Consider the following 23,952-nt stretch of genomic DNA (forward strand, 5'->3'; position numbering starts at 1 on the left):
GTGAGTCGATCAGAAACTATATAAAACACCGGCCACTGCATTGATACTATAATCACGGTTGGTCATCGGGCTATCTTTCACCGTGTCGCTCATCTGTTCATTAAACCCTATCAGGAACAGCTGCCAGTCGTTATTAATGGCATAATAGCTGGCGAGAGAAATGTAAGATGTGACGCCACTTTTCGCTCGGTATTGTTGCATTCCGCTGCGCTGTGACTCCGGTTCGCTGATACCAAAATAGTAATTATTGAAGGCGCGGTTTTGCCAGCGCATGCCGAAACCGGGTACCAGCTGAAATTTGCCAAACTGGAAGCGGTATTGATAGCCGACATCGGCAATTACACCGTCGCTATAGCCCAGCACGTCAGTTGCAATATCAGCGTTAAGGCTCCCCCAATCGGCATGATACTGATAACCGATGCCTGCCATGGCGGTCGCTCGCCGCTTATCCAGCTTCCTCATCGCCGGATCGTCGCTATCCTCAGGCTTAAAGCTTAGCGGGGAGTAGTTAACCGCCAAATGCAGATTATGCTTCTCGGAACTCAGAAGATTAATGCCGATCCCTTGGCTATTAATAAAAAACTGCTCTCCTTGATAAGTCACAATCGGCAGCGGTATATATTGTGCATCATAGTCGCGATAGGGTAACTGTTCCGCCAGAACGCCAGCACCTACCGACCAATCACCAGCATAGGCATTGCCCGTTAATAATATGGCCGCCAGCGAGAATGGTTTAACCATTAAAAATGACGTGCGAGTAGATAAAGAAGAATAATCCATCATGATAAATATCCCAGAGTTAGGTCAAAAGGTAGCCATCAGCCGCTAATGAGCCGATAACTAAAGTTCAGGTTTTTATTGATACGCTAATGAAATGTTATTGTTTTATTTTTAACAGCCTCCTGTTTAATGTAAATAAGCAACGCCGCCATTAGCGTTGCAGAAAATAATAGATTGTACCGGGGCCATTTTATTCTTCCCCTTGGATACTGGCTCCTAATACGGCGGCAAATGACCCGGCAACGGCACCGAAGGCGCGCTCAATCAGCAACAGCATGGCCTGCATACGTGCGGCTTGCTCTTCAGGCGTCCAGCTAAACATCTGGTGGCCGAACAGGAACAGCGAACCGGCGAGAATGAACTGCACCGTCGATAGCGGATCATCAACCTGAAATACGCCTTCCTGGTTTCCCTGCTCGACCACTGCCGCAAGAATTGGCCCAAAGGCCAACACCGTTTCAATATTGCTGCGCTCATGCAATGCGCGGTTCTCTGGGCGGTGTAAGTCCTCAACCAAAGCCTGCCCGGCTTCTACGGTTTGATTCTGCGAGGCGATGATGGCGCAGAACTTTTCAATCGCCCCCAGTTGCGGATCGTCAGCAATGATTTGTGAACGGGCAACCATCTCGGCACACAGTTGCTGTGCCAGTGCTGCCAGGACTTCATCTTTAGATTTGAAGTAGTAATAAAACGTCCCCTTGGCGATGCCTGCACTGCGGACGATGGAATCAACAGAGGTCGACTCATAACCGATTTCCTGAAACAGCTCGCTTGCCGCCTGCAAAATTTCAGCCCGGCGCACCTCTGGCGTTTTCACAGTACGTACCATATTAAATCCCTCTTTTTCGTATGGAGTAGCGCTACGGTATTAATTGACTGACGGTCAGTCAACAAAAAAATGCAGCTTTTTTGCACGCAATGGCCGGGGTGGATATTCCGCAGATTACCTTCCGTATCTGACTACCGCTCCGAACTAGTCACCTCTCCTTTTTGGGGGGAGGGGAAACATCGAGTACGTGTCATCATTTTGTTTCCCCATCCAACCCCTTATCTTTCAATAACTAATTAGAGTTAGTTCGGGTTTGCGCTGCCTCGCAAAATTCAATCAACAACTGAACAACCTGCCGGAACTTGACCAAAGACAACATTTTTTGTGTGGTCTATGGTATCCCTACGCACGGAGTAATGGCGAGAATCTGTTCTAACAAGAACTTAACGACTAATAAAAGCACTGCTCTCAAGCAGGCTAAATGGATGGGATGCTTATGAATAAGGTAAGCAAGTTATTGATGCTATTTCTGGCAGGGATGTACGCGGTTTTTCTCTCTTTCTCGGCACAGGCAGAGGCGACACCTGCCGCCACGCCGCAGAAGGTTGAAGCCAAGAATGAAACCTTCTCTGCACCTCACCCTGACCAATATAAGTCCTGGCAGGCGACTTCCGAGCAGTCCGATCGGGTAGACGCTTTGGCTGGCGACCCGCGTCTGGTCATTCTCTGGGCCGGATACCCGTTTGCCAAGGATTACAACAAGCCGCGTGGGCATGCCTATGCCATCACGGATATTCGTGAATCCTTGCGAACGGGTGCACCAAAAACGGCAGAAGATGGTCCGTTGCCGATGGCCTGCTGGAGTTGTAAAAGCCCGGACGTTGCCAGGGTGATCGCCGAACAGGGCGAAGCGGCCTACTTCCACGGTAAATGGGCGCGTGGCGGGCCGGAAATCGTTAATAATCTCGGCTGTGCGGATTGCCACAATACCGCTTCCGCTGATTTTGCCGCTGGTAAACCTGCGCTACACCTGTCCCGCCCTTACGCGGCTCGTGCCATGGAAACGATAGGTAAGCCGTTTGACAAGGCAGGCCGCTTCGATCAGCAATCGATGGTGTGTGGGCAGTGCCACGTTGAGTATTACTTTGATGGTAAAGACAAAGCGGTGAAATTCCCTTGGGACAAGGGCACCACGGTCGATGACATGGAAGTGTATTACGACAATATCGAATTCTCCGACTGGACCAACCCGCTGTCCAAGACGCCAATGCTGAAAGCCCAACATCCAGAATATGAAACCTGGAGCGCGGGTATTCATGGTAAGAACAACGTCACCTGTATCGACTGCCATATGCCGAAAGTGCAAAACGCCGAAGGCAAGATCTATACCGATCACAAAATTGGCAACCCGTTCGATAACTTCGAACAAACCTGCAAGAACTGCCACACCCAGGATAAAGCCAGCATGCAGGCGGTGGTCGAAAAACGTAAGCAGGATATCAACGAGATCAAGCTGAAGGTAGAAGACCAACTGGTTCACGCGCACTTTGAAGCGAAAGCGGCCTGGGATGCCGGTGCCACCGAAGCCGAGATGAAGCCTATCTTGACCCACATCCGTCATGCGCAATGGCGCTGGGATTTTTCCATTGCTTCCCACGGTATTCAAATGCATGCGCCAGAAGTTGCATTGCGCATTTTGGGCACCGCGCTCGATCAGGCTGCACAGGCTCGGACTCAGTTGATCCGTCTGCTAGCGACCAAGGGCATCACCACTGAAGTCAAGTTGCCGGACATTTCCACCAAGGAAAAGGCACAGTTGGCGCTGGGTATGGACATGCCGCAGCTGAACGCCGAAAAGCAGGAATTCCTCAAGACGGTGGTACCGCAGTGGGAAGAACAGGCACGTAAAACCGGGCTGTTAGGCAAATAACCCCTCCGCCCCGTGCGCGGGGCGTAAATAAATGGAGTCAATATGAGCGTACTGCGTTCGTTATTAACTACCGGGGTGCTTGCCTGTAGCCTTTGGCTGACAGTATTACCGGTATCGGCCCAGACCGACAGCCCCGCGGTTCAACAGCAATCGGCGGAAGTCACCTTGCAACGTAATCCGGATGAGGCCTGCCTGCGCTGCCATAAGCCGCAACAGAATGCGATGCACGGTAAACATGCGGGAGCCATTAACCCGAATAACAAATTGCCGCTGACCTGCACCAACTGTCACGGTTCACCTTCACTGCATCACCGTGAGGGCGTGAAGGATGTGATGCGTTTCAACGAGCCAATGTTCGGCGTCGAACAGCAAAACAGCGTTTGCATGTCCTGCCACCTGCCAGAGACGTTGCAAAAAGCCTTCTGGCCACATGATGTGCATTTGGCCAAGGTGAGCTGCGCCAGCTGCCATACGTTGCACCCGCAGCAAGATAAGGTACAAGGGCTGAACGACAAGGGGCGCATCAAGCTCTGCGTGGACTGCCACCGTCAACAACAGGATGATCCCGCGTTTAATCCAGCGTCCGTAAGACTGGATAAGGGGCAGCCATGAGCTGCTCACGGCGCCGTTTTATCGTAGGCATTGGCGTGTTGGCGGCTGGCTCGACCCTGACGGAAAAGCTGCTGGCGCATACCATGAACGTCAATGGCATCCGTTACGGCATGATCCACGATGAGTCGCGTTGCATCGGCTGTACCGCCTGTATCGATGCCTGCCGCGAAGTCAATCAGGTGCCGGTGGGCGTTTCACGGCTGGAGATCATCCGTAGCGAACCGATAGGCCAATTTCCGGACGTGAAGTACCGGTTTTTCCGCCATTCGTGCCAGCATTGCGATGACGCTCCCTGTGTGCATGTCTGCCCAACGGGTGCCTCGTTTATCGATGCCGCCAGCGGCATTGTCGACGTGAACCCGGATCTCTGTGTCGGTTGCCAATACTGCATCGCTGCGTGCCCTTACCGGGTACGCTTTATTCATCCGGTGAGCAAAACGGCGGATAAATGCGATTTTTGCCGCAAGACCAACCTGCGGCAGGGCAAGCAGCCAGCCTGTGTATTGTCATGTCCCACCAAGGCATTAACCTTTGGCAATCTCGACGATCCACACAGTGATATTTCGCGGCTGTTGCAGCAAAAGACCACTTATCGCTACAAGATAGCGTTAGGGACACGGCCAAAAATGTATCGCGTGCCGTTTAAATATGGGGAGACAAGTCAATGACTTCTGCCTTTCATTTTGACTCTCTGGTCTGGGACTGGCCCATTGCGATTTACCTGTTCCTGATCGGCATCTCCGCCGGTCTGGTCACTCTGGCTATCCTGTTGCGCCGCTATCATCCAGAGGAGGGGGCATCCAACAGCCGGGTGATGTTGACCACGCTGTTTGTCGCGCCAACCTCGGTCATGCTTGGGCTGGTGATCCTGATTTTCCACCTGACCCGTCCGTGGACCTTCTGGAAACTGATGTTCCACTATAGCTTCACCTCGGTGATGTCGATGGGGGTGATGCTGTTCCAGGTCTACATGGTAGTGCTGGTGGTCTGGTTGGCGCTGATCTTCCGTGACGAGGTGGCGGCGCTACAACAGCGTTGGTTACCAAAGTTGGCGGTGATCCCGCGTCTGCTGCAGCGCTTGCTGCCGTTGTTGCGGCCAATAGAAACGGTGATGCTGGTGTTGGCGGTGCTGTTGGGGGCTTATACCGGCTTCCTGCTTTCGGCGCTGAAGTCGTATCCGATGCTGAATAACCCATTGTTACCGGTGCTGTTCCTGTTCTCGGGCGTTTCGTCCGGGATCGCGGTGGCACTGCTGGTGGCGGCCTTCGGCCCTAAAGGTCATCTGCACAGCCGGGAAGTGCATTTCCTGCATCGCCTGGAGACGCCGGTGGTGTGGCTGGAGATCTTCTTGCTGGCGGCGTTCTTCATCGGCCTGTGGCTGGGGGATGACGGCAAACTCCGTGCCTTGTCGGCCGCGCTTGGCGGTGGGTTCTGGTCCTGGTGGTTCTGGTTGGGCGTCGTCGGCTGTGGGCTGATTATGCCATTGCTGCTGAAGGCCTTGGGCTGGGGGAAAGCGCGTTTCCATATCCTGTTGATCAGCGGCGCTAGCCTGTGTGGCGTGCTGTTGCTGCGTTATTTCATTCTGTATGCCGGGCAGATGACAGTTGCTTGAAGGCATGTTGTAGCAGAATAAGGCGGTAGATGTGTTGTGGTTACCCGAGCTGGGATTTATTGCGTTATTGCTGGCCTGCACGGCGTCGCTGCTGCTGGCTGGCATCACGCTGTTGACGTTGATGGATCGCCGTTGGGGTGGGCTGTTGCCAGCGCGTGGCTGGAGCCTGAGCATTTTTGTGTTAATCGCACTGTCTTTCGCCATTCTGCTCCAGCTGTTTTTGAGTAATGACTTCTCGGTAATGTACGTAGCACAACATGGTCACAGCCAGTTGCCACCGCTGATGAAGGCCGGGGCGCTGTGGGGTGGGCATGAAGGCTCGCTGCTGCTCTGGCTGCTGTGCCTGGCCGGTTGGTCTGCCTGCTTTGCCTTGTTCAGCCCCAAATCGGTACGCTCACTACAGCCACTTACGTTGGCCATTCTGGCGCTGATCGTCGGCTGTTTTCTGCTTTTCATCCTGTTCTTCTCCGATCCTTTCGTTCGGCTCTTCCCTGCGGCGGTACAGGGGCGCGATTTGAACCCGATGCTGCAACATATCGGCCTGATCCTCCACCCTCCGCTGCTCTATTTGGGCTATGCCGGGTTTGCCACCTGCAGTGCTCTGATGCTGGCCGCCTTGCTGCGAGGGGAGTTTAGCGCCGAGATTGCCGGGCAGTGCCTACGCTGGGCCAAACCGGCCTGGTGTTTCCTCACTGCCGGGATCATTTTGGGGTCCTGGTGGGCATACAGCGAGTTGGGCTGGGGCGGCTGGTGGTTCTGGGATCCGGTGGAGAATGCTTCGCTGCTCCCTTGGCTGACCGCGACCGCTTTGTTACACAGTTTGGCGGTCGGCCAGCGTAACGGTGGGTTGCGGCATTGGTCGCTATTGCTGACGTTGGGCACCTTTGTTCTCAGCCTGTTGGGCACCCTGATTGTGCGTTCAGGCATTCTGGTTTCAGTACACGCCTTTGCGCTGGATGAGCAGCGCGCCTTGCCGCTGTTTATCCTGTTTGCCTTTCTTAGCGGGTCGTCATTTTTAATCTATGCCTTACGCGCCAACCGGGGGAAAGCCGTTACGTCCCCGGTGAAACCTGCGTTGCTCGGCGCGTTGTTGCTTCTCAGCTCCGCCGCCCTGATCGTGCTGGTGGGCACTTTGTACCCGATGCTCTATCGGATGATGGGATGGGGGCAGATCTCGGTCGGCGCGCCTTATTTCAATCTGGTGCTGCTGCCGTTTGGGCTGCTGGGATTGGTATTGATGTGCTACGGCGGGTTTAGGCAGCGGCGCTATGGCCAGTGGATCGCTCACGCCGGAGTGCTGCTGACGGCATTAGGTATCGCCAGTTCGGCGCTGCAACGCCATGAAATCAGCCTGAACGTCACCGTGGGCGAGACGGTCAGCCTGGCGGGATACCAATTTACGCTGCGTTCGGTAGATCTACAGGCTCAGGCTAATTTCACCAGTGAACAGGCGGTGATTGAGGTTACCCGGCAAGGCAAGCCCGTGGCCCAGTTGACGCCTGAAAGGCGGTTTTATACCGCCCGCCGCCAACAGATGTTTGAACCCGGCATTGACTGGAACGCTTTCCATGACTGGTACGTGGTGATGGGCGAAAAAAGCGGCGAGCAGCGTTATGCCATGCGTTTTTATGTACAGACCGGCATCCGTTGGATCTGGTGGGGTGGGGCGCTGATGATGATTGGCGTGTTGGCTACCGGTTGGCAAAGGAGGCGAGCATGCGCTGGTTAACCGCTCTGCTGTTGTGGGGGATCATCACGTTGCCGCTGGCGGCCCAGATCGTCGATACCTGGGCATTTACCTCGCCGGAAATACAGGAGAGAGCGTTGGCAGTTGCAGGCCAGATCCGTTGCCCGCAATGCCAGAATCAGAGCCTGCTGGAGTCCAATGCCCCTGCGGCGGTCGCCATGCGCCATGAGGTGTTTGCCATGACCGAACAAGGCAAAACGCAGGCGGAAATCATGAATTTTATGACGGCACGCTACGGCAACTTTGTCCGCTATCAACCCGCATTTGAGGCCTCTACGTTGTTACTTTGGGGGCTGCCACCGCTGATGTTAGGGACGATCGGGCTGGTGTTATGGCGGCGGAGGAAAGCGGAATGAAATCGCGTTGTTACCCTCTGTTGTTTATCGTGCTGGTGCTTGGCCTCACCGCATGTTGGTATGTGGCCAGCGGCCGCCCGGCGACTGTGTTGGCCGAACAGCATAAGCGCAGCTTGCCTGTCCAACCACTCACGCCTCAAGAGCAGGCCGAAAGCGAGTTTCAGCAGTTACAGCAACAGATCGACCAGTCACCGCAAGACAGCGTGTTGTGGGCACAGCTGGGGGAATATTATCTGTTTAACGATAATTTTGCCGATGCGCAGGCGGCCTATCAGCGGGCATTGGCACTGCGGGGGGCGAATGCCGAACTGTACTCGGCGTTGGCAACGGTGCTTTATTACCAGGCTGGGCAGCGTATTACCCCGCAGGTGGAGAGCAATATAGCAAAGGCCTTGGCACTGGATAAGGATGAGGTCTCGGCGCTGATGTTGCTGGCTGCCGATGCCTTTTTGCATACGGAATATGCCAAGGCGATAAGCTTGTGGCAACGTCTGTTGGACAGCCAGTCGCCACGAGTTAACCGGCCACAGCTGATTGAGGCCATTAATATGGCTAAACTGTTGTTAAATAATCAATAAAATTGAGCGATTGCCCCTCACCCTAACCCTCTCCCACAGGGAGAGGGGACCGATCGAGTGAGTCTGAAAATCCGGTGATCCACATTGGATTAGGGGACGATTGCCATTCTTCTTACGCATTACTTCCCGAAGCAGCACAGCCTGATTACGACGCCGATCAGCTCCCTCTCCTGGGGGAGAGGGTTGGGGTGAGGGGGCCGGAGATCATTCCACGCGGATAAACTTCACCAGCTTGGGCTGAGCAATGCGCTGGTAATCCCCAGTGTTGAGGATTAGAGAACGCTCCAGCGTGCCGGCATTAAAGGCCAGCTCGTCAAAGCGCTCAAACAGCAGCGGGTCGGCCACCAGCAGCAAGTCCGGGTGGAAGCTGAATGGCGGGATCGCGCCAAAGACGCAGTCGGTCAGTTGGTCGACTTCAACCGGGCTGGCCAGTGAGGCGCGAGTACCGCCAACACCCTGTGCCAACGCGCCGAGATCGGCCTGTTGGTCGGCGGGCAGGATGGCCAGCACATGCTGTTTGATGCCATTCCCCTTAACGTGACACACCAACGCTTTCGCCCCTTGACCTAACTGGGTGCCGCGTATCTTGGCGACTTCTTCGGATTTCCCTGCCTTGGGATGATCAACTACGCGATAGCGCGCTTGCTGTTGGTCAAGAAGGGAAGTTAAACGGCTAAAGGTTGCGGTAGACACGCCATGTTCTCCTGAGTGTTGATTTTCCGGCCCTATCATAACGCGTTATGACGGCGAAGGGTTCAGCCAAATTATTGATTAAACAACGGGCTATTTTTTTGTTTTTACGGATAATACGTATTTATGAAACGGGATTTTAATTTTTTGAAAGGAAAGGGGCGTGAAGACTAATCTGTCGTTGTTTACCCAGCCGAAGTTCGTTTGGCTGTGTGCGGCTTTCTGCTGTTTGCTGTGGGGCAGTGCCTACCCGGCGATTAAAAATGGTTATGAAATTTTCCAGATCGCCACCGACGATCTCCCCGGCAAGATCGTCTTTGCCGGTTACCGTTTTGTGATTGCCGGGGCCTTATTGCTGCTGTTTGCCATGTTGCAGGGTAAACCCATCGGCCGTTTGTCACGGCGCCAGTATTCACAGTTGGTGGTGTTAGGGAGCACGCAAACGGCGCTGCAATACGTCTTCTTCTATATCGGTCTGGCCTACACCACCGGGGTAAAAGGATCGATCATGAACGCGACCGGCACCTTCTTTAGCGTGTTGCTGGCGCATTTTATTTATAAAAACGATCGCCTTAGCATGAATAAAATCGTCGGCTGCGTGGTGGGTTTTGCCGGGGTGATGGTGGTGAACTTCAACACTCAACTGATGGACTTCAACTTTAGCTGGCTGGGGGACGGTTTTGTGGTGATCGCCGCGTTTATCCTTTCGGCCGCTACGCTGTATGGCAAACGCATTTCGCAGACCGTCGATCCGACTATCATGACCGGTTGGCAACTGGCCATCGGTGGTGTGATGCTGACGGTGGGGGGCTACTTGGCCGGAGGACGCCTGGAGTTCCACGGTTGGGCATCGGTGGCGATCCTGAGCTACCTGGCGCTGCTGTCCTCGGTCGCTTTCGCGCTCTGGAGCCTGCTGCTGAAATATAACCGCGTGGGCATGATTGCACCGTTCAACTTCCTGATCCCGGTTTCCGGCGCGGTGCTGTCGGCCATTTTCTTACAGGAAAGCATCATGGAATGGCGTTATGCCGTGGCGCTGGTGCTGGTGTGCTTTGGTATCTGGCGGGTCAACGTGGTGCGTAAGGAAAAGCGCGAAGCTATCGCCTAGCAATCTCTCAAAGACCCGCCCAAGTGGTGGGTTCTGAGACTGAAAGAAAAAAGGTCTGGATGCGGCTAACCCTCTGGTTGTTCTTCCACCAGGTCAATCATCTGTGCCAGCGCCGGGCTGCTATTCTCTCTGTGCCAGGCCATCAATAATTCAATCTGTGGTGCACTGGCCGGTAGCGGGCGGAAGACCACGTTAGAGGACTGAAAATGGCTGACATAGCGCGGCACAATAGACAAGCCTAGCCCCATTCCTACCAGATTCATGGTGACCAGAATGTTGGTTGCTGCCTGCACGATCTTGGGTTTGCTGTGGAATTCGGCGAGGTAGGCTGTCACCATCTGATGCAAAGCGCCGGAATGTGCCGGATCGGTGCTGATAAAATTTTCGCCATCAAGATGATGCGGTTCTAGCTGCGATTCTTTACTCAGTGGGTGATCGATGGGCATCACCACCACCAAGGGCTCACGATAAACCACCCGGTAGTTCAACTGATTACTGATAATCGGGCGGCGCATAAAACCAACGTCAATCTCTCCTTTCAATAACTTATCTTCTTGCTGAGTGGTAATGATACTCACCAGTTCGATACTGGACGCCGGTAACTGCAGGCGTAACTGGGGCAGAACGTCGGGCAGGATATTCACTTCCGCACAGGGCACAAAGCCAATGATCAGCCGAACCTGTTGCTCCATGGCCTTACGCGCCAGCTGTTTTGCCTGCTCTGACAATTCAAGAATATTGATCGCCTGATGTAAAAATACCTCTCCGGCGCGGGTTAGCGAAACCTGACGATTATTTCTTATTAATAATGGCGCGCCGACACAACCCTCAAGATCTTTTATCTGGCTGCTCAATGAGGGCTGCGATGTATGTAGCCTCTCGGCGGCCCGGGTGAAATTGAGTTCTTCAGCTACCGCGACAAAATAACGTAAGTGTCTTAGCTCCATGCCTTTTTATCCCACCATAGAAAAAATGTCTGATACGGTCGATTTTTACTATTTCACAAAATAGTAACTAGAAAGCAACATCCTTTGCGTAACCCCTACGAAGGTCAACACATCTCTTGGATGAGGATCAAATAATATGACCACCAACGCAAAATTAGATGTTTATAGCCTGATCGACACCCGAAATGGGCAGGTTATGCCCCGTATTTATACCGACCCGGAAATTTATCAATTAGAACTGGAGCGGATATTTGGCCGTTGCTGGCTGTTTCTGGCCCATGAAAGCCAAATACCAAAACCAGGCGATTTCTTTAACACTTACATGGGGGAAGACGCAGTCGTCGTTATCCGCCAGAAAGATGGCTCCATCAAAGCGTTTCTCAACCAGTGTCGCCATCGCGCGATGCGTGTCAGCTACGCGGACAGTGGCAATACCCGTGCTTTTACCTGCCCTTATCACGGCTGGTCTTATGGCATCGATGGCGAATTGACCGAGGTGCCATTGGAGCCGCGCGCCTATCCACAAGGCTTGTGCAAATCGCATTGGGGGCTGAAGGAAGTACCCGGTGTCGAAAGCTATAAAGGCCTGATATTTGGCAACTGGGATACCAGTGCTCCGCCACTCAAAGAATATCTGGGGGATATGGCCTGGTATCTGGATGGTTTGCTGGATCGGCGGGAAGGCGGCACCGAAATTGTCGGTGGCGTGCAGAAGTGGGTAATTAACTGCAACTGGAAGTTCCCGGCCGAGCAGTTCGCCAGCGATCAGTATCATGCCCTGTTCAGCCATGTCTCGGCGGTACAGGTCTTGGGCGGCATGCAGGATGGCAGTGATAAAAAACTGGGTAATGACCAGACCGCACGCCCGGTGTGGGAAACCGCCAAAGACGCGGTGCAATTCGGCCAGGACGGCCACGGCTGCGGCTTCTTCTTTACCGAAAAGCCGGACGCCAACGTGTGGGTTGATGGTGAAGTCTCGCGCTACTACCGGGAAAGCTACCCCGAAGCCGAACAGCGTCTGGGCAAAATCCGCGCCTTGCGCCTGGCGGGGCATAACAATATTTTCCCTACGCTTTCCTGGCTCAATGGCACCGCCACTATGCGTGTCTGGCATCCCCGTGGGCCAGATCAGGTAGAAGTCTGGGCGTTCTGCATTGCCGACAAGGCCGCCTCGCCGGAAACCAAAGCGGCGTTTGAAAATAGCGCCACTCGAGCCTTTGGCCCTGCCGGTTTCCTTGAGCAGGATGATTCGGAAAACTGGGCTGAGATCCAGAAACTGCTCAAAGGCCACCAGGCCCGTCACAATCCATTGTGCCTGGAGATGGGGCTGAATCAGGAAAAACGCCGTGAAGACGGTATCCCCGGTATTACCAACTACATCTTTTCTGAAACCGCCGCGCGCGGCATGTACCAACGTTGGGCGGATTTGCTGAGCAGCGATACCTGGCAGGAAGTCCAAGAGAAAACCGCAGCCTACCAGCAGGAGGTGATGAAATGAGCCATCCGATCTCTATGGAACTCCAGCATCAGATTACCCAGTTTCTCTACCACGAAGCCTCCCTGTTAGATGATTGGGCGTTCCGTGCCTGGCTGGAACTGCTTGACGATGATTTGAGCTACACCATGCGCACTAGGGTTAATGCCCAGACTCGCGATCGGCGCAAATGCGTTCAACCACCGACCACCTGGATTTTCAACGACACCAAATCACAGCTTGAACGCCGGATCGCGCGTCTGGAAACCGGGATGGCCTGGGCTGAAGAGCCGCCGTCCCGTACTCGCCATATGGTCAACAACTGCATTATCAGCGAAACGGCACAGGCCGATGTGTTCTCCGTGCGAGTGAACTACCTGCTTTACCGGTCGCAAAAAGAGCGTGATGAAACCATCTACGTTGGCACCCGTACCGATCTGCTGCGTCGCCGTTCAACCGAAGAGGGCTGGGGACTGTGTGGGCGTGAAATCATTCTCGATCAGGCGGTTATCACCTCCCACAACATGAGCATCCTGTTCTGATGAAACGAATCCATGCTTGTTCTGTTGGGGCGTTGCCGGAGGGGGAAGCTCTCCGGCTCGATACTGAGCCGACGATCGCGTTGTTTCACGTGGGCGGTGAATATTACGCGATCAACGATCGTTGCAGCCACGGTAATGCGTCGATGTCTGAGGGCTATATCGAGGATGACGCGACCGTGGAATGCCCACTGCACTCGGCCAGCTTTTGCCTGAAGACCGGTAAAGCACTGTGCATGCCCGCCACGGAGGCGCTGCAAACCTATCAGGTCACCGTGTTAGAGGGGGCCGTGTTTATCGATTTACCGGAGGGCGTCTGATGTCCGATCTTAAAGATGACGTAGTGCTGATAACCGGTGGCGGCTCAGGCTTGGGGCTGGCTCTGGTGGCGCGCTTTATCGAGGAGGGTGCCAGGGTGGCGACCCTGGAACGTTCAGCGGAAAAGGTCAGCCTGTTACAGCAGCAGTTTGGCGAGCAGGTGGTCGTCGTGCAGGGGGACGTAACTTCCTTTGCCGATAACCAACGTGCGGTGGCAATGGCGCTGTCCCGCTTTGGGCGTCTGGACTGTTTTATCGGCAATGCCGGTATCTGGGATCATAATGCCTCGTTGCTGGCGACACCGGCGGAGCAGTTGGAATCCGGCTTTAACGAGCTGTTTGCCGTTAACGTCAAAGGCTATCTGTTGGGCGCCAAAGCCAGTGCTCCGGCATTGATCCACTCCTGCGGCAGTATGATCTTCACGCTTTCCAATGCGGCCTGGTACCCCGGCGGCGGCGGCCCGCTATATACCGCCAGCAAGCATGCTGACGTTGGGCTGATCCGTCAGTTGGCTTACGAACTGGCCCCTAAGGTTCGGGTCAATGGCGTCGGGCCCTGTGGCATGGCCAGTGACTTGCGTGGCCCACAGGCGCTTGGGCAGCAGGACACCTCGATTATGCAATCGCTGACGCCGGAAAAGATAGCCGCCATTCTGCCGTTGCAGTTCTCCCCAGCGCCGGAAGATTTTACCGGCCCTTACCTGATGCTGGCCTCGCGCCGTAACAACCGGACGTTGAGTGGCGTGATGATCAATGCCGATGCGGGCCTGGCCATTCGGGGTATTCGCCACGTGGCGGGTGGATTGCAGCTATAGGAGCCAACATGAAACAGATAGTGATTATCGGCGGTGGTCAGGCCGGAGCTATGGCGGCCGCAGCCCTACGTGCACAGCGGTTTACCGGTGGTATTACCTTGATCAGCGAAGAGTCGGAAATTCCGTACGAACGTCCGCCTTTGTCGAAAGCCATGTTGCTGTCGCCCACCCCGCAGTTGCAAGACATTCTGCCTGCTTCCTTCTATGAGGAGAATGCCATTGTCCTGCGCCGCAATACGCAGGTTGTCGCGATCGATACCTTACAGCACTCGGTGCTGCTGGCTGATGGTGAAGAACTGGAGTGGGACCGGTTGCTGCTGGCGACCGGGGCCAAGGCACGACGGCTTACCTCGCTGGATGCGTTGGGTGATAAATCTCATACCTTGCGCACAGCGGCAGATGCCAGGCGATTACGTGGCGCACTGATTGCCAACCAACGGATCCTGATTGTCGGTGCTGGCACCATTGGCCTCGAGTTGGCAGCCAGTGCGAAGCAGAGTGGCTGTGAGGTGACGGTGATTGAGCAGGCAGCGATGGTGATGGGGCGCAATGCTCCACCGCCGGTGCGCGATTATCTGATGAGCCTGCATCAACAGCATCAAGTGCGTCTTTGCCTCAATGCCCAGATTGAGCACGCCGCACTGGAACAGGAAAACGTGGTGCTGACGTTGCAGGACGGGGAACGCCTGATCGGAGACGCGGTGATTTATGGCGTTGGTATTGAAGCCAACGATCGTCTGGCTATCCAGGCAGGGTTAGCGACTGCCAACGGCATCATTGTCGATGATCATTGCCGCACTTCGGTTGCCAATATTTATGCGGCTGGCGATGTCACCTTACGCCGTCAGGGGGAGCAACTTGTCCGCCTTGAAACCTGGGATAACGCCAACCAGCAGGCACTGGTGGCGGCCTGCGCCATGTTGGCGCAGCCGTTACCGGCGACGGTGCCGGTATGGTTCTGGACCGATCAGTTCGACAGCAATATTCAGTTTATCGGGGCCATGCAGAGCGAACATTGGTTGGTGCGCGGCAGCGTAGAGGCGCACAACGCCATCTGGTTTGCGTTGCAAGAGGGTCGGTTGGTGGGGGCCATCACGCTGAACCAGGGCCGGGAAATGCGCCATCTGCGCAGACTGATCCAGCAAGGGAACGTGGTGGATGAAAAGCTGTTGACCGATCCACTTGTGGCACTAAAGAGCTTGATTTAGCCCCGCCAAGGCTAAGCGGTTTCCCCTTCTCACCCCACTCTCTTACGCAGGAGAGGGAGTTGATCTGGTGTCGCGAGCAGGTGAGGAGGGGCTTTTACGCCCGGAACCAGGGACCGTCTGGAATAGCCGTTTCGCTCCGTTCCGCGCCAAACACTCTAAAAATTAAAAACAAGGTGACTCGATATGAACGCTTATCTCCATTGCCTCTCTCATTCCCCGCTGGTGGGCTACGTTGATCCGGCCCCAGCGGTGCTGGCCGAAGTGGAAAAAACCATTGCCGATGCACGGCAGCGGATACAGGCATTTGATCCTGAACTGGTGATCCTGTTCGCGCCAGATCATTACAACGGCTTTTTCTACGACATCATGCCGCCGTTCTGCATTGGTATGGCCGCTACGGCAATTGGTGACTTCAACAGTGCCGCTGGCGAGCTGCCGGTGCCTGCGAAGCTGGCCGAGGCCTGCGCTCAATCGGTGTTGGATGCAGGGGTCGACGTTGCGGTTTCCTACTGCATGCAGGTGGATCATGGTTTTGCCCAGCCGCTGGAGTATCTGCTCGGTGGCCTGGCGAACTGCCCGGTGCTGCCGGTATTTATCAATGGCGTCGCGCCACCCTTGCCTGGCTTCAAGCGTACGCGCCTGTTGGGGGAAGCTATCGGGCGTTTTGCCCGTGGCCTGGATAAACGAGTGTTGATCCTGGGCTCCGGCGGGCTTTCGCACCAGCCGCCGGTACCTCAGTTGGCCGGGGCCGACGCTCATATGCGTGACCGCCTGTTGGGCAGTGGCCGCCAATTACCGCCAGACGAGCGCCAATTACGCCAGCACCGTGTTATCTCTGCTGCCCGTGCTTTTGTGCAGGATCAGAGCACCTTACATCCTCTCAACCCGGTCTGGGACAACCAGTTTATGGACATTCTTTCCGGCGGACAGTTGGCGGAACTGGATGGGCTGGGCAATGACGAACTGTCGGCGATCGCTGGTCGCTCAACCCATGAGGTTAAAGCCTGGATGGCCGCCTTTGCTGCACTATCGGCATTTGGTCCTTATCAGACCGAGGGGCGCTATTACCGCGAGCTTCCCGAGTGGATCGCCGGGTTCGGCTCAATTAGCGCCGCACCGCGGAAATAATAACGATAAAGGAACACCATCATGACATCGCAATCTTTTGACCTTACTGAAGAAAATACCAGCCGCTTCGTGCAGATCCAAGAGGGTGAAGCCAGCCTGCGTATCCATTACAACGATTGTGGCAACGGTGCACAAACCGTGGTGATGCTGCACGGTTCCGGCCCCGGAGCCAGCGGCTGGGCGAACTTCAGCCGTAATATTGAACCGCTGGTGACGGCGGGTTATCGCGTGATCCTGTTGGATTTCCCTGGCTGGAGCAAGAGCGATTCGATTGTCAGTACCGGTTCCCGCTCGGACCTCAATGCCCGCATTTTGAAAGGGCTGGTGGACGCGCTGGATCTGCAGCAGGTACATCTGCTGGGGAACTCGATGGGCGGCCACAGCGCCGTGGCATTTACCCTGACCTGGCCTGAGCGCGTTGGCAAACTGGTGTTGATGGGGGGCGGTACCGGTGGTGCTAGCCCGTTTGTACCGATGCCAACGGAAGGGATCAAGCTGTTGCAGGGGCTTTATCGCGAGCCAAATATCGAGAACCTGCGCAAAATGATGAACATTTTTGTTTACGATCCCAGCGATCTGACCGAAGCGCTGTTCAAAACCCGCCTCGACAATATTCTGGCGCATCGTGACCACCTGGAAAACTTCGTCAAGAGCCTGTCCATTAATCCGAAACAGTTCCCGGATTTCAGCCCACGCCTGGGCGAAATCAAAGCCCAGACGCTGATTGTCTGGGGGCGTAACGATCGCTTTGTACCGATGGACACCGGGCTGCGTCTGCTGGCGGGCATTGCCGGGTCACAACTGCATGTGTTCAGCAACTGTGGGCATTGGGCGCAGTGGGAACATGCCGACACCTTTAACCGCATGGTTGTGGATTTCCTCAAGCATTAATCAGGGAGCGAATGATGAGTGATTACAATTTGGAGCAATTGGCTGAGGCGTTACGGCAGTCCGAGGCCAGCGGCAAGGTGATTGAGCCCTTGCGCGATCGCCTTGGCCTCGATAACGGCGAGGCGGCCTACGCCATCCAGCAATTGAACGTACAGCATTGGCAGGCTGCTGGCCGCCGAGTGGTGGGGCGCAAAGTAGGGCTCACCCATCCCAAGGTTCAGCAACAGCTGGGAGTTGACCAGCCGGACTTCGGCACCCTGTTCGCCGACATGTGCTACGGCACCAACCAGGGCATTCCATTTTCGCGGGTGATGCAGCCACGTATCGAAGCGGAGATTGCGTTGGTGCTGGCTCGTGATTTACCGCATGCCGACACTACGTTCGATGAGTTATGTGGCGCAGTGGAATGGGTATTGCCCGCGCTGGAAGTGGTGGGCAGCCGTATCAAGGACTGGTCGATCGCGTTTGTCGATACCGTGGCGGATAACGCTTCCTGTGGTGTGTACGTGCTGGGTGGCCCGGTGCGTCGGATCGATGAGGTGGATCTGCAACATTGCGGCATGAGCATGACGCGCAATAACGAGGTGGTGTCTAGCGGGCGTGGCAGTGAATGTCTTGGGCATCCGATCAATGCTGCCGTCTGGTTGGCACGCAAAATGGCCAGTCTCGGCACGCCGTTACGAGCAGGCGATGTAGTGCTGACCGGAGCATTGGGCCCGATGGTGCCGGTGCAAGCAGGTGACAGTTTTACGGCAATAATTGAAGGCGTCGGCACGGTTTCGGCCCACTTCTATGAGGATAGCCAATGATGAGCAAGAGAAAAGTGGCGATCATCGGTTCCGGCAATATCGGTACCGATTTGATGATTAAAATCCTGCGTAACGCCAAGCATCTGGAGATGGGGGCGATGGTGGGGATCGATCCTGAATCGGACGGCTTGGCTCGTGCTCGCCGGATGGGGGTTGCGACCTGTCATACCGGCGTTAACGGGCTGATCCTGATGCCGGAGTTCGCCGACATTGATTTTGTCTTTGATGCCACCAGCGCGAGCGCTCATGTTAAAAATGATGCCATCCTGCGGGCGGCCAAACCGGGGATCCGGCTGATCGATCTGACACCTGCGGCGATGGGTCCTTACTGCGTGCCGGTGGTCAATCTGGAACAAAATCTCAACCAGGTTAACGTCAATATGGTGACCTGCGGCGGGCAGGCAACTATCCCGATGGTGGCTGCGGTCTCAAGGGTAGCCAAAGTCCATTACGCCGAAATTATTGCCTCTATTGCCAGCAAGTCTGCCGGGCCGGGCACTCGCGCCAATATTGATGAGTTTACCGAAACCACCAGCAAGGCGATCGAGGTGGTTGGCGGGGCAGAGAGGGGCAAAGCGATTATCGTGTTGAACCCGGCGGAACCGTCCTTAATGATGCGCGATACCGTCTATGTGCTGAGTGAAGCCGTAGATCAAGCCAAGGTTGAAGCTTCAATCAACGAAATGGCGGCGGCCGTGCAGGCCTATGTGCCAGGCTATCGGCTGAAGCAGAAAGTGCAGTTTGATGTCATCCCTGCCGATGCACCGCTTAACTTACCGGGGATTGGCCGTTTTTCCGGCCTGAAAACCTCGGTGTTTCTGGAGGTTGAAGGTGCGGCGCACTACCTGCCTGCCTATGCAGGCAACCTTGATATCATGACTTCCGCTGCGCTGGCGACCGCCGAGCGGATGGCTCAGGCCATGGCACACGTTGCTGGAGAACGGCTATGAACGAGAAAAAAATCACTATCTCGGATGTGACCCTGCGTGACGGTATGCACGCGATTCGTCACCAATATACGCTGCAAAATGTGCAGGACATTGCCAGGGCGCTGGATGCAGCGAAGGTGGATTCGATTGAAGTGGCGCATGGCGATGGTCTGCAGGGTTCCAGCTTCAACTACGGCTTTGGCGCACATACCGATCTGGAATGGATTGCGGCGGCAGCGGACGTGACCACTCACGCTAAAATCGCCACCTTACTGCTGCCGGGCATTGGCACCATTCACGATCTGAAGGATGCCTATAATGCCGGCGCGCGGGTGGTGCGTGTCGCCACTCACTGTACCGAAGCCGATGTCTCCAAACAGCATATCGCCTATGCTCGTGAGCTTGGCATGGATACCGTGGGTTTCCTGATGATGAGCCATATGACGACGCCGGAAAATCTGGCCAGCCAGGCCAAGCTGATGGAAAGTTATGGGGCAACCTGCATCTACGTGGTGGATTCTGGCGGCGCGATGAATATGAATGATATCCGAGCCCGTTTCCGTGCCTTGAAAGCGGTGTTGCAGCCAGAGACGCATACCGGCATGCATGCGCACCATAACCTCAGCCTTGGGGTCGCTAACTCGATGGTGGCAGTAGAAGAAGGGTGCGATCGTGTGGATGCCAGTTTGGCAGGGATGGGGGCCGGAGCCGGTAACGCACCGCTTGAGGTGTTTATTGCGGCGGCGGATAAACTTGGTTGGCACCATGGCACGGATCTGTATGCCTTGATGGATGCGGCTGACGATCTGGTGCGCCCGTTACAGGATCGGCCCGTTCGCGTCGATCGTGAAACGTTGGCGCTGGGCTACGCCGGGGTTTACTCCAGTTTCCTACGCCACTGTGAAGTGGCCGCGGCGAAATACGGCATCAACGCAGTGGATATTCTGGTCGAGCTGGGTAAGCGCCGCATGGTGGGTGGCCAGGAAGATATGATCGTCGACGTGGCGCTGGATCTGCGTTCCCGCTAAGCCTAAGCAGGTCAGCCAGGCTGGCCTGCTATTTCTTGTTTGTGCGATGATAAAATTTACCGCTACGCCAGACTTTGCTCTTCTCTGTTAGCTTTTCCATGATAAGTATAGGGTAACGCTGGGGGTTAATGGGAGAGAAGGGTGGAACTGAGACAGTTACGTTATTTTGTTCGCACCGTTGAATTAGGTAGCATGGGCCAGGCCGCGCTTGACCTGAATATTGGTGTCTCGGCCTTGAGCCAGCAGATAAGTCGGCTCGAAAGCGAGCTGGCTATCCGCCTATTGCAACGTACCTCGCGTGGGATTGTTGCCACCGACGCCGGTCTGGCCTTTTTTTCTCAGGCTCAATTGGCCCTGCGCCATGCCGATGACGCCGTGCGGGCCGCCAAGCAGGCCCGCTTATCTGGGCACGTCAGCGTAGGAATGGCCCCAAGTACTGCCTCAGTACTCGGTCTGCCGTTTATTCTGGCAATGCGTGAGCGCTATGCTGATATCCGTCTGCATGTGGTAGAAAGCCTGTCCGGAAATCTGGCGTCGATGATCAAGGTCCGCCAGTTGGATTTGGCGGTGGTATTCCAACATAAAAAGCTGCAGACCTGGAGCGCGATCCCAGTGTTGGAAGAGCGGTTGTTCTTGATTGGCACCCAAGAGATTGTCGGACGATTTCAGGATGAGCCTATTACGCCCGAAGCCTTTTGTTCGCTGCCGTTGATTTTACCCAGTCAGACTCATGGCCTGCGGGCGTTGCTCAATACCAGCTTTGCACGCCAGCAGTTGGAATTAACCGTTGTGGCGGAGATCGACGGGCTGGCGATTTTGATGGACGCCGTTCGCCAGGGGCTGGGAGCTACCATTCAGCCCGGAGCGGCCATCTCCCGCATTCTGGATGACAGCCTGAAAGTGATAGAAATTGATAACCCGGTATTAAGCCGCCCCAATTTCCTGGTCAGCCTTTCCGATGATGAACTCTCGCCGGTTGGCCTGGCCGCCAGGGTGGTGCTGCAAAGCGTGATCCGTCAACTGGTAACGCAGGGCAACTGGCCAGGCGCGACCCTTTACCATCCCTAAACCCCCGTTAAGCATTGCCCGCTAGCTGGTCTTTATGCCAAAGGTTACATTTTAGTCACAAAAGGATAACACCGAGAGTGTGACTATGTTTGATGTTGTGGTCATTGGCGGGGGCAATGCGGCACTGTGTGCCGCCCTCACCGCGCGGGAAAGGGGGGCCTCAGTATTGCTGTTGGAGGCGGCTCCCAAGGAGTGGCGCGGTGGTAATTCTCAACATACCCGTAATTTACGCTGCATGCACGATGCGCCGCAGGATGTGTTGGTGGGCAGCTATCCCGAAGAAGAGTACTGGCAAGACCTGCTGAAGGTCACCGGTGGACTGACCAACGAACCGCTGGCCAGAATGGTGATCCGGGCGTCATCGACCTGCCGGGGCTGGATGAAAAAGCACGGCGTCCATTTTCAGCCGCCACTGTCCGGCGCCTTGCATGTGGCCCGTACCAATGCCTTCTTTATGGGTGGGGGCAAGGCCTTGGTGAACGCTTACTACCGCAGTGCTGAAAAAATGGGCGTAGTGATCCGCTATCTCAGCCCGGTTGATGCCATCGAGTTACAAGATGGGCAATTTGTTGCGGTACGGATTGGCGACCAACGAATTGAAGCCCGCGCCTGTGTGCTAGCCGCGGGTGGGTTTGAATCCAACCGTGAGTGGCTGCGTGAGGCCTGGGGGAAGAATGACGCAGGTGAATGGCCGGCAGATAACTTTCTGATCCGTGGTACCCGTTTTAATCAAGGGGTGTTGCTCAAGTTTATGATGGAGGCGGGGGCCGATGTGATTGGTGACCCTTCCCAATCTCACTGCGTGGCTATTGATGCTCGCGCCCCGTTGTATGACGGCGGGATTTGCACCCGCGTCGACTGTGTTTCGCTGGGGATCATGCTCAATCGTCAGGCGCAGCGTTTTTATGATGAAGGGGAGGATTTCTGGCCTAAACGCTATGCGATCTGGGGCCGTCTGGTTGCGCAGCAGCCCGGCCAAATCGGCTATTCCATCATTGATAGCAAAGCCATCGGGCGCTTTATGCCACCGGTCTTCCCAGGTGTGAAAGCCGATAACCTGCACGATCTTGCCATGCAATTAGAGCTGGATCCCGCCCAGTTTGTAAAAACCATCGAAACCTATAACCGCGCATGTCAGCCAGGTACGTTCAATCATACCCTGTTGGACGATTGCCGTACCGAAGGTCTTACTCCGGCGAAAACGCATTGGGCTTTGCCTATCGACACGCCACCTTTCTTTGGTTACGCCTTACGACCCGGCATCACCTTTACCTATTTGGGGCTGAAAGTGAATGAACATGCCGCCGTGCATTTTAACGGCCAACCTAGCCGCAACCTGTTTGTGGCCGGAGAAATGATGGCTGGCAACGTGCTGGGTAAGGGCTACACCGCTGGTGTGGGAATGTCTATTGGCACTGTCTTTGGCCGTATCGCCGGTCATCAATCGGCACTGGCCGCACAGCGAGAGGCTAATTATGAAACAGCTTGAGTCGTTAATCCGCGAGGCGCAATCCCTGACCGACAACGAGCAGGAGGTCGAGCGGGTGATGCAAATCTGCAACGCCTGCCGCTACTGTGAGGGCTTTTGTGCCGTCTTTCCCGCCATGACCTACCGGCTGACGTTCGGCAAGGCTGATATCAACTATCTGGCCAACCTGTGCCATAACTGCGGTGCCTGTCTGCACGCCTGCCAGTATGCGCCACCTCATGAGTTTGGCGTTAATGTGCCGCAGGGGATGGCTAAGGTACGCGTCGAGACCTATCAGGAATACGCCTGGCCAGCCAGCTTTGGCATGTTGTACAAGCGGGCGGGAATGGCGGTGGTGCTGGCATTGGCCTTTGGCATCGGGCTGTTTCTGCTGTTGGTGATGGCACTTAACGGCAGCCTGCTCCATCAACCGCTGGCCGGTGATTTTTATCAGATATTCCCCCATAACTTACTGGCGGGGATGTTTGGCAGCGTATTTGTATTTTCGCTGTGTTCGTTACTGTTCAGCACCCGAAAGTTCTGGCGGGAGATCTCATCGGTGGCGGGCAGCCTGCCTGCGCTGGCAGAAACCACCCGTAATGTGCTGACGCTAACCTATCTGGATGGCGGACACGGCGAGGGCTGTAACGATGAGGACGACGCCTTCACCCTGCGGCGGCGCCGTTTTCATCACTGCACGTTTTACGGCTTTATGCTGTGCTTTGCCTCAACCATAGTGGCCACCGGCTATCACTTTTTGCTGGGGCAAGAAGCGCCATATGACTTGCTGAGTTTACCGGTGATCTTGGGCACGCTGGGGGGCATAGGGCTGATTATTGGCCCGGCAGGCCTGCTGTGGCTTAACTTGCGCCGCAACCCGGCCCACGGTGATGCGGCACAAAAGCCGATGGACCGGGGTTTTATCCTGTTATTGCTGTTGGTGAGTATTACCGGTATCGCCTTGCTGGTTGGCCGTGATACTTCGCTGATGGGGGCATTACTGGCGGTGCATCTGGGGGCCGTGATGGCGCTGTTTTTAACCCTGCCTTACGGCAAGTTTGCCCATGGTTTTTATCGTACCGCGGCGTTATTAAAGTGGGCGATAGAAAAAAGGCGTAAAGCCTGATTCGACTTTCAACGTGTTTAATA

24 protein-coding genes and 1 pseudogene are annotated in these 23,952 nt (G+C 55.4%); 21 read left to right on the forward strand and 4 right to left on the reverse strand.

Translation table 11 applies throughout. From position 1 onward, the window contains the following. Positions 1–9 precede the first annotated feature (9 nt). Together WN53_RS15075 and WN53_RS15080 are read right to left on the reverse strand one after the other, a co-directional pair. Positions 10–783, reverse strand: a complete 774-nt coding sequence (locus tag WN53_RS15075; RefSeq protein WP_080660752.1) for a MipA/OmpV family protein — start codon at positions 781–783, stop codon at positions 10–12. 187 nt (positions 784–970) lie between these two features. Further along, the gene (locus tag WN53_RS15080; protein ID WP_024486112.1) at positions 971–1,609 is read right to left on the reverse strand and encodes a TetR/AcrR family transcriptional regulator; all 639 of its coding nucleotides are present in this window, start codon (positions 1,607–1,609) and stop codon (positions 971–973) included. 517 nt (positions 1,610–2,126) lie between these two features. On the opposite strand from WN53_RS15080, the pseudogene nrfA reads away from it, so the two are divergent. The 7 genes and pseudogenes from nrfA to WN53_RS15115 all read left to right on the forward strand — a co-directional run. Further along, positions 2,127–3,479, forward strand: a pseudogene (gene nrfA / locus WN53_RS15085) (ammonia-forming nitrite reductase cytochrome c552 subunit); the annotation flags it as partial. A gap of 42 nt (positions 3,480–3,521) precedes the next feature. Beyond that, positions 3,522–4,091 (forward strand): cytochrome c nitrite reductase pentaheme subunit, encoded by a 570-nt coding sequence (nrfB, locus tag WN53_RS15090; RefSeq protein WP_024486114.1) that lies wholly within the window; start codon positions 3,522–3,524, stop codon positions 4,089–4,091. Continuing rightward, positions 4,088–4,759 carry a cytochrome c nitrite reductase Fe-S protein gene (nrfC, locus tag WN53_RS15095; protein ID WP_024486115.1) on the forward strand — a complete coding sequence of 224 codons (672 nt, stop codon included), beginning with the start codon at positions 4,088–4,090 and terminating at the stop codon, positions 4,757–4,759. The genes nrfB and nrfC overlap by 4 nt, the downstream gene beginning before the upstream one ends. Then, the gene (gene nrfD / locus WN53_RS15100; protein ID WP_024486116.1) at positions 4,756–5,703 is read left to right on the forward strand and encodes a cytochrome c nitrite reductase subunit NrfD; all 948 of its coding nucleotides are present in this window, start codon (positions 4,756–4,758) and stop codon (positions 5,701–5,703) included. The genes nrfC and nrfD overlap by 4 nt, the downstream gene beginning before the upstream one ends. Before the next feature lie 31 nt (positions 5,704–5,734). Next, positions 5,735–7,432, forward strand: a complete 1,698-nt coding sequence (locus tag WN53_RS15105) for a heme lyase CcmF/NrfE family subunit (protein ID WP_024486117.1) — start codon at positions 5,735–5,737, stop codon at positions 7,430–7,432. Next, positions 7,420–7,806, forward strand: coding sequence for a heme lyase NrfEFG subunit NrfF (locus tag WN53_RS15110; RefSeq protein WP_024486118.1), 387 nt, complete (start codon positions 7,420–7,422; stop codon positions 7,804–7,806). The genes WN53_RS15105 and WN53_RS15110 overlap by 13 nt, the downstream gene beginning before the upstream one ends. Then, positions 7,803–8,384, forward strand: coding sequence for a TPR domain-containing protein (locus WN53_RS15115; protein WP_024486119.1), 582 nt, complete (start codon positions 7,803–7,805; stop codon positions 8,382–8,384). The genes WN53_RS15110 and WN53_RS15115 overlap by 4 nt, the downstream gene beginning before the upstream one ends. Before the next feature lie 204 nt (positions 8,385–8,588). Here the strand turns inward: WN53_RS15115 and WN53_RS15120 are convergent, their stop codons facing one another. Then, positions 8,589–9,077 (reverse strand): YbaK/prolyl-tRNA synthetase associated domain-containing protein, encoded by a 489-nt coding sequence (locus WN53_RS15120; protein WP_024484914.1) that lies wholly within the window; start codon positions 9,075–9,077, stop codon positions 8,589–8,591. Positions 9,078–9,237: 160 nt separating this feature from the next. Between WN53_RS15120 and WN53_RS15125 the strand changes: the two genes are divergently transcribed. After that, positions 9,238–10,182, forward strand: a complete 945-nt coding sequence (locus WN53_RS15125) for a DMT family transporter (RefSeq protein WP_024484915.1) — start codon at positions 9,238–9,240, stop codon at positions 10,180–10,182. A 65-nt stretch (positions 10,183–10,247) separates the two neighbouring features. Here WN53_RS15125 and hcaR read toward each other — a convergent pair whose 3' ends face one another. Further along, the gene (gene hcaR, locus WN53_RS15130; RefSeq protein ID WP_024484916.1) at positions 10,248–11,129 is read right to left on the reverse strand and encodes a DNA-binding transcriptional regulator HcaR; all 882 of its coding nucleotides are present in this window, start codon (positions 11,127–11,129) and stop codon (positions 10,248–10,250) included. 136 nt (positions 11,130–11,265) lie between these two features. Between hcaR and hcaE the strand changes: the two genes are divergently transcribed. From hcaE to tcuB, 13 genes are all read left to right on the forward strand, one after another. Then, on the forward strand, positions 11,266–12,627 hold the full coding sequence (hcaE, locus tag WN53_RS15135; protein ID WP_024484917.1) for a 3-phenylpropionate/cinnamic acid dioxygenase subunit alpha: 1,362 nt from the start codon (positions 11,266–11,268) through the stop codon (positions 12,625–12,627). After that, positions 12,624–13,145 (forward strand): 3-phenylpropionate/cinnamic acid dioxygenase subunit beta, encoded by a 522-nt coding sequence (gene hcaF / locus WN53_RS15140; RefSeq protein WP_024484918.1) that lies wholly within the window; start codon positions 12,624–12,626, stop codon positions 13,143–13,145. Before hcaE ends, hcaF begins: the two co-directional genes overlap by 4 nt. Continuing rightward, a complete protein-coding gene (gene hcaC, locus WN53_RS15145; protein WP_024484919.1) occupies positions 13,145–13,462 on the forward strand; it encodes a 3-phenylpropionate/cinnamic acid dioxygenase ferredoxin subunit in 318 nt (105 codons plus the stop codon). Before hcaF ends, hcaC begins: the two co-directional genes overlap by 1 nt. Beyond that, the gene (hcaB, locus tag WN53_RS15150; RefSeq protein ID WP_024484920.1) at positions 13,462–14,274 is read left to right on the forward strand and encodes a 3-phenylpropionate-dihydrodiol/cinnamic acid-dihydrodiol dehydrogenase; all 813 of its coding nucleotides are present in this window, start codon (positions 13,462–13,464) and stop codon (positions 14,272–14,274) included. The genes hcaC and hcaB overlap by 1 nt, the downstream gene beginning before the upstream one ends. An 8-nt stretch (positions 14,275–14,282) precedes the next feature. Further along, positions 14,283–15,482 carry a 3-phenylpropionate/cinnamic acid dioxygenase ferredoxin--NAD(+) reductase subunit gene (gene hcaD, locus WN53_RS15155; protein WP_024484921.1) on the forward strand — a complete coding sequence of 400 codons (1,200 nt, stop codon included), beginning with the start codon at positions 14,283–14,285 and terminating at the stop codon, positions 15,480–15,482. A 183-nt stretch (positions 15,483–15,665) separates the two neighbouring features. Beyond that, positions 15,666–16,610, forward strand: a complete 945-nt coding sequence (mhpB, locus tag WN53_RS15160; RefSeq protein WP_024484922.1) for a 3-carboxyethylcatechol 2,3-dioxygenase — start codon at positions 15,666–15,668, stop codon at positions 16,608–16,610. Positions 16,611–16,631: 21 nt separating this feature from the next. Then, entirely contained in the window at positions 16,632–17,501 is an 870-nt protein-coding gene (locus WN53_RS15165) for an alpha/beta fold hydrolase (RefSeq protein ID WP_024484923.1), read from the forward strand. Between the two features lie 14 nt (positions 17,502–17,515). Beyond that, on the forward strand, positions 17,516–18,310 hold the full coding sequence (mhpD, locus tag WN53_RS15170) for a 2-keto-4-pentenoate hydratase (RefSeq protein WP_024484924.1): 795 nt from the start codon (positions 17,516–17,518) through the stop codon (positions 18,308–18,310). Then, the gene (locus tag WN53_RS15175; protein ID WP_046808102.1) at positions 18,310–19,260 is read left to right on the forward strand and encodes an acetaldehyde dehydrogenase (acetylating); all 951 of its coding nucleotides are present in this window, start codon (positions 18,310–18,312) and stop codon (positions 19,258–19,260) included. Before mhpD ends, WN53_RS15175 begins: the two co-directional genes overlap by 1 nt. After that, positions 19,257–20,267, forward strand: coding sequence for a 4-hydroxy-2-oxovalerate aldolase (gene mhpE / locus WN53_RS15180; RefSeq protein ID WP_024484925.1), 1,011 nt, complete (start codon positions 19,257–19,259; stop codon positions 20,265–20,267). Before WN53_RS15175 ends, mhpE begins: the two co-directional genes overlap by 4 nt. A 141-nt stretch (positions 20,268–20,408) precedes the next feature. Beyond that, a complete protein-coding gene (locus WN53_RS15185) occupies positions 20,409–21,335 on the forward strand; it encodes a LysR family transcriptional regulator (protein ID WP_024484926.1) in 927 nt (308 codons plus the stop codon). 85 nt (positions 21,336–21,420) lie between these two features. Then, complete coding sequence (tcuA, locus tag WN53_RS15190) at positions 21,421–22,824, forward strand: FAD-dependent tricarballylate dehydrogenase TcuA (RefSeq protein ID WP_024484927.1); 1,404 nt, start codon at positions 21,421–21,423, stop codon at positions 22,822–22,824. Continuing rightward, a complete protein-coding gene (gene tcuB / locus WN53_RS15195; RefSeq protein WP_024484928.1) occupies positions 22,811–23,929 on the forward strand; it encodes a tricarballylate utilization 4Fe-4S protein TcuB in 1,119 nt (372 codons plus the stop codon). Before tcuA ends, tcuB begins: the two co-directional genes overlap by 14 nt. The last annotated feature ends 23 nt before the right edge of the window (positions 23,930–23,952 follow it).

The organism is Serratia fonticola (assembly GCF_001006005.1).
Taxonomy (GTDB): domain Bacteria; phylum Pseudomonadota; class Gammaproteobacteria; order Enterobacterales; family Enterobacteriaceae; genus Chania; species Chania fonticola.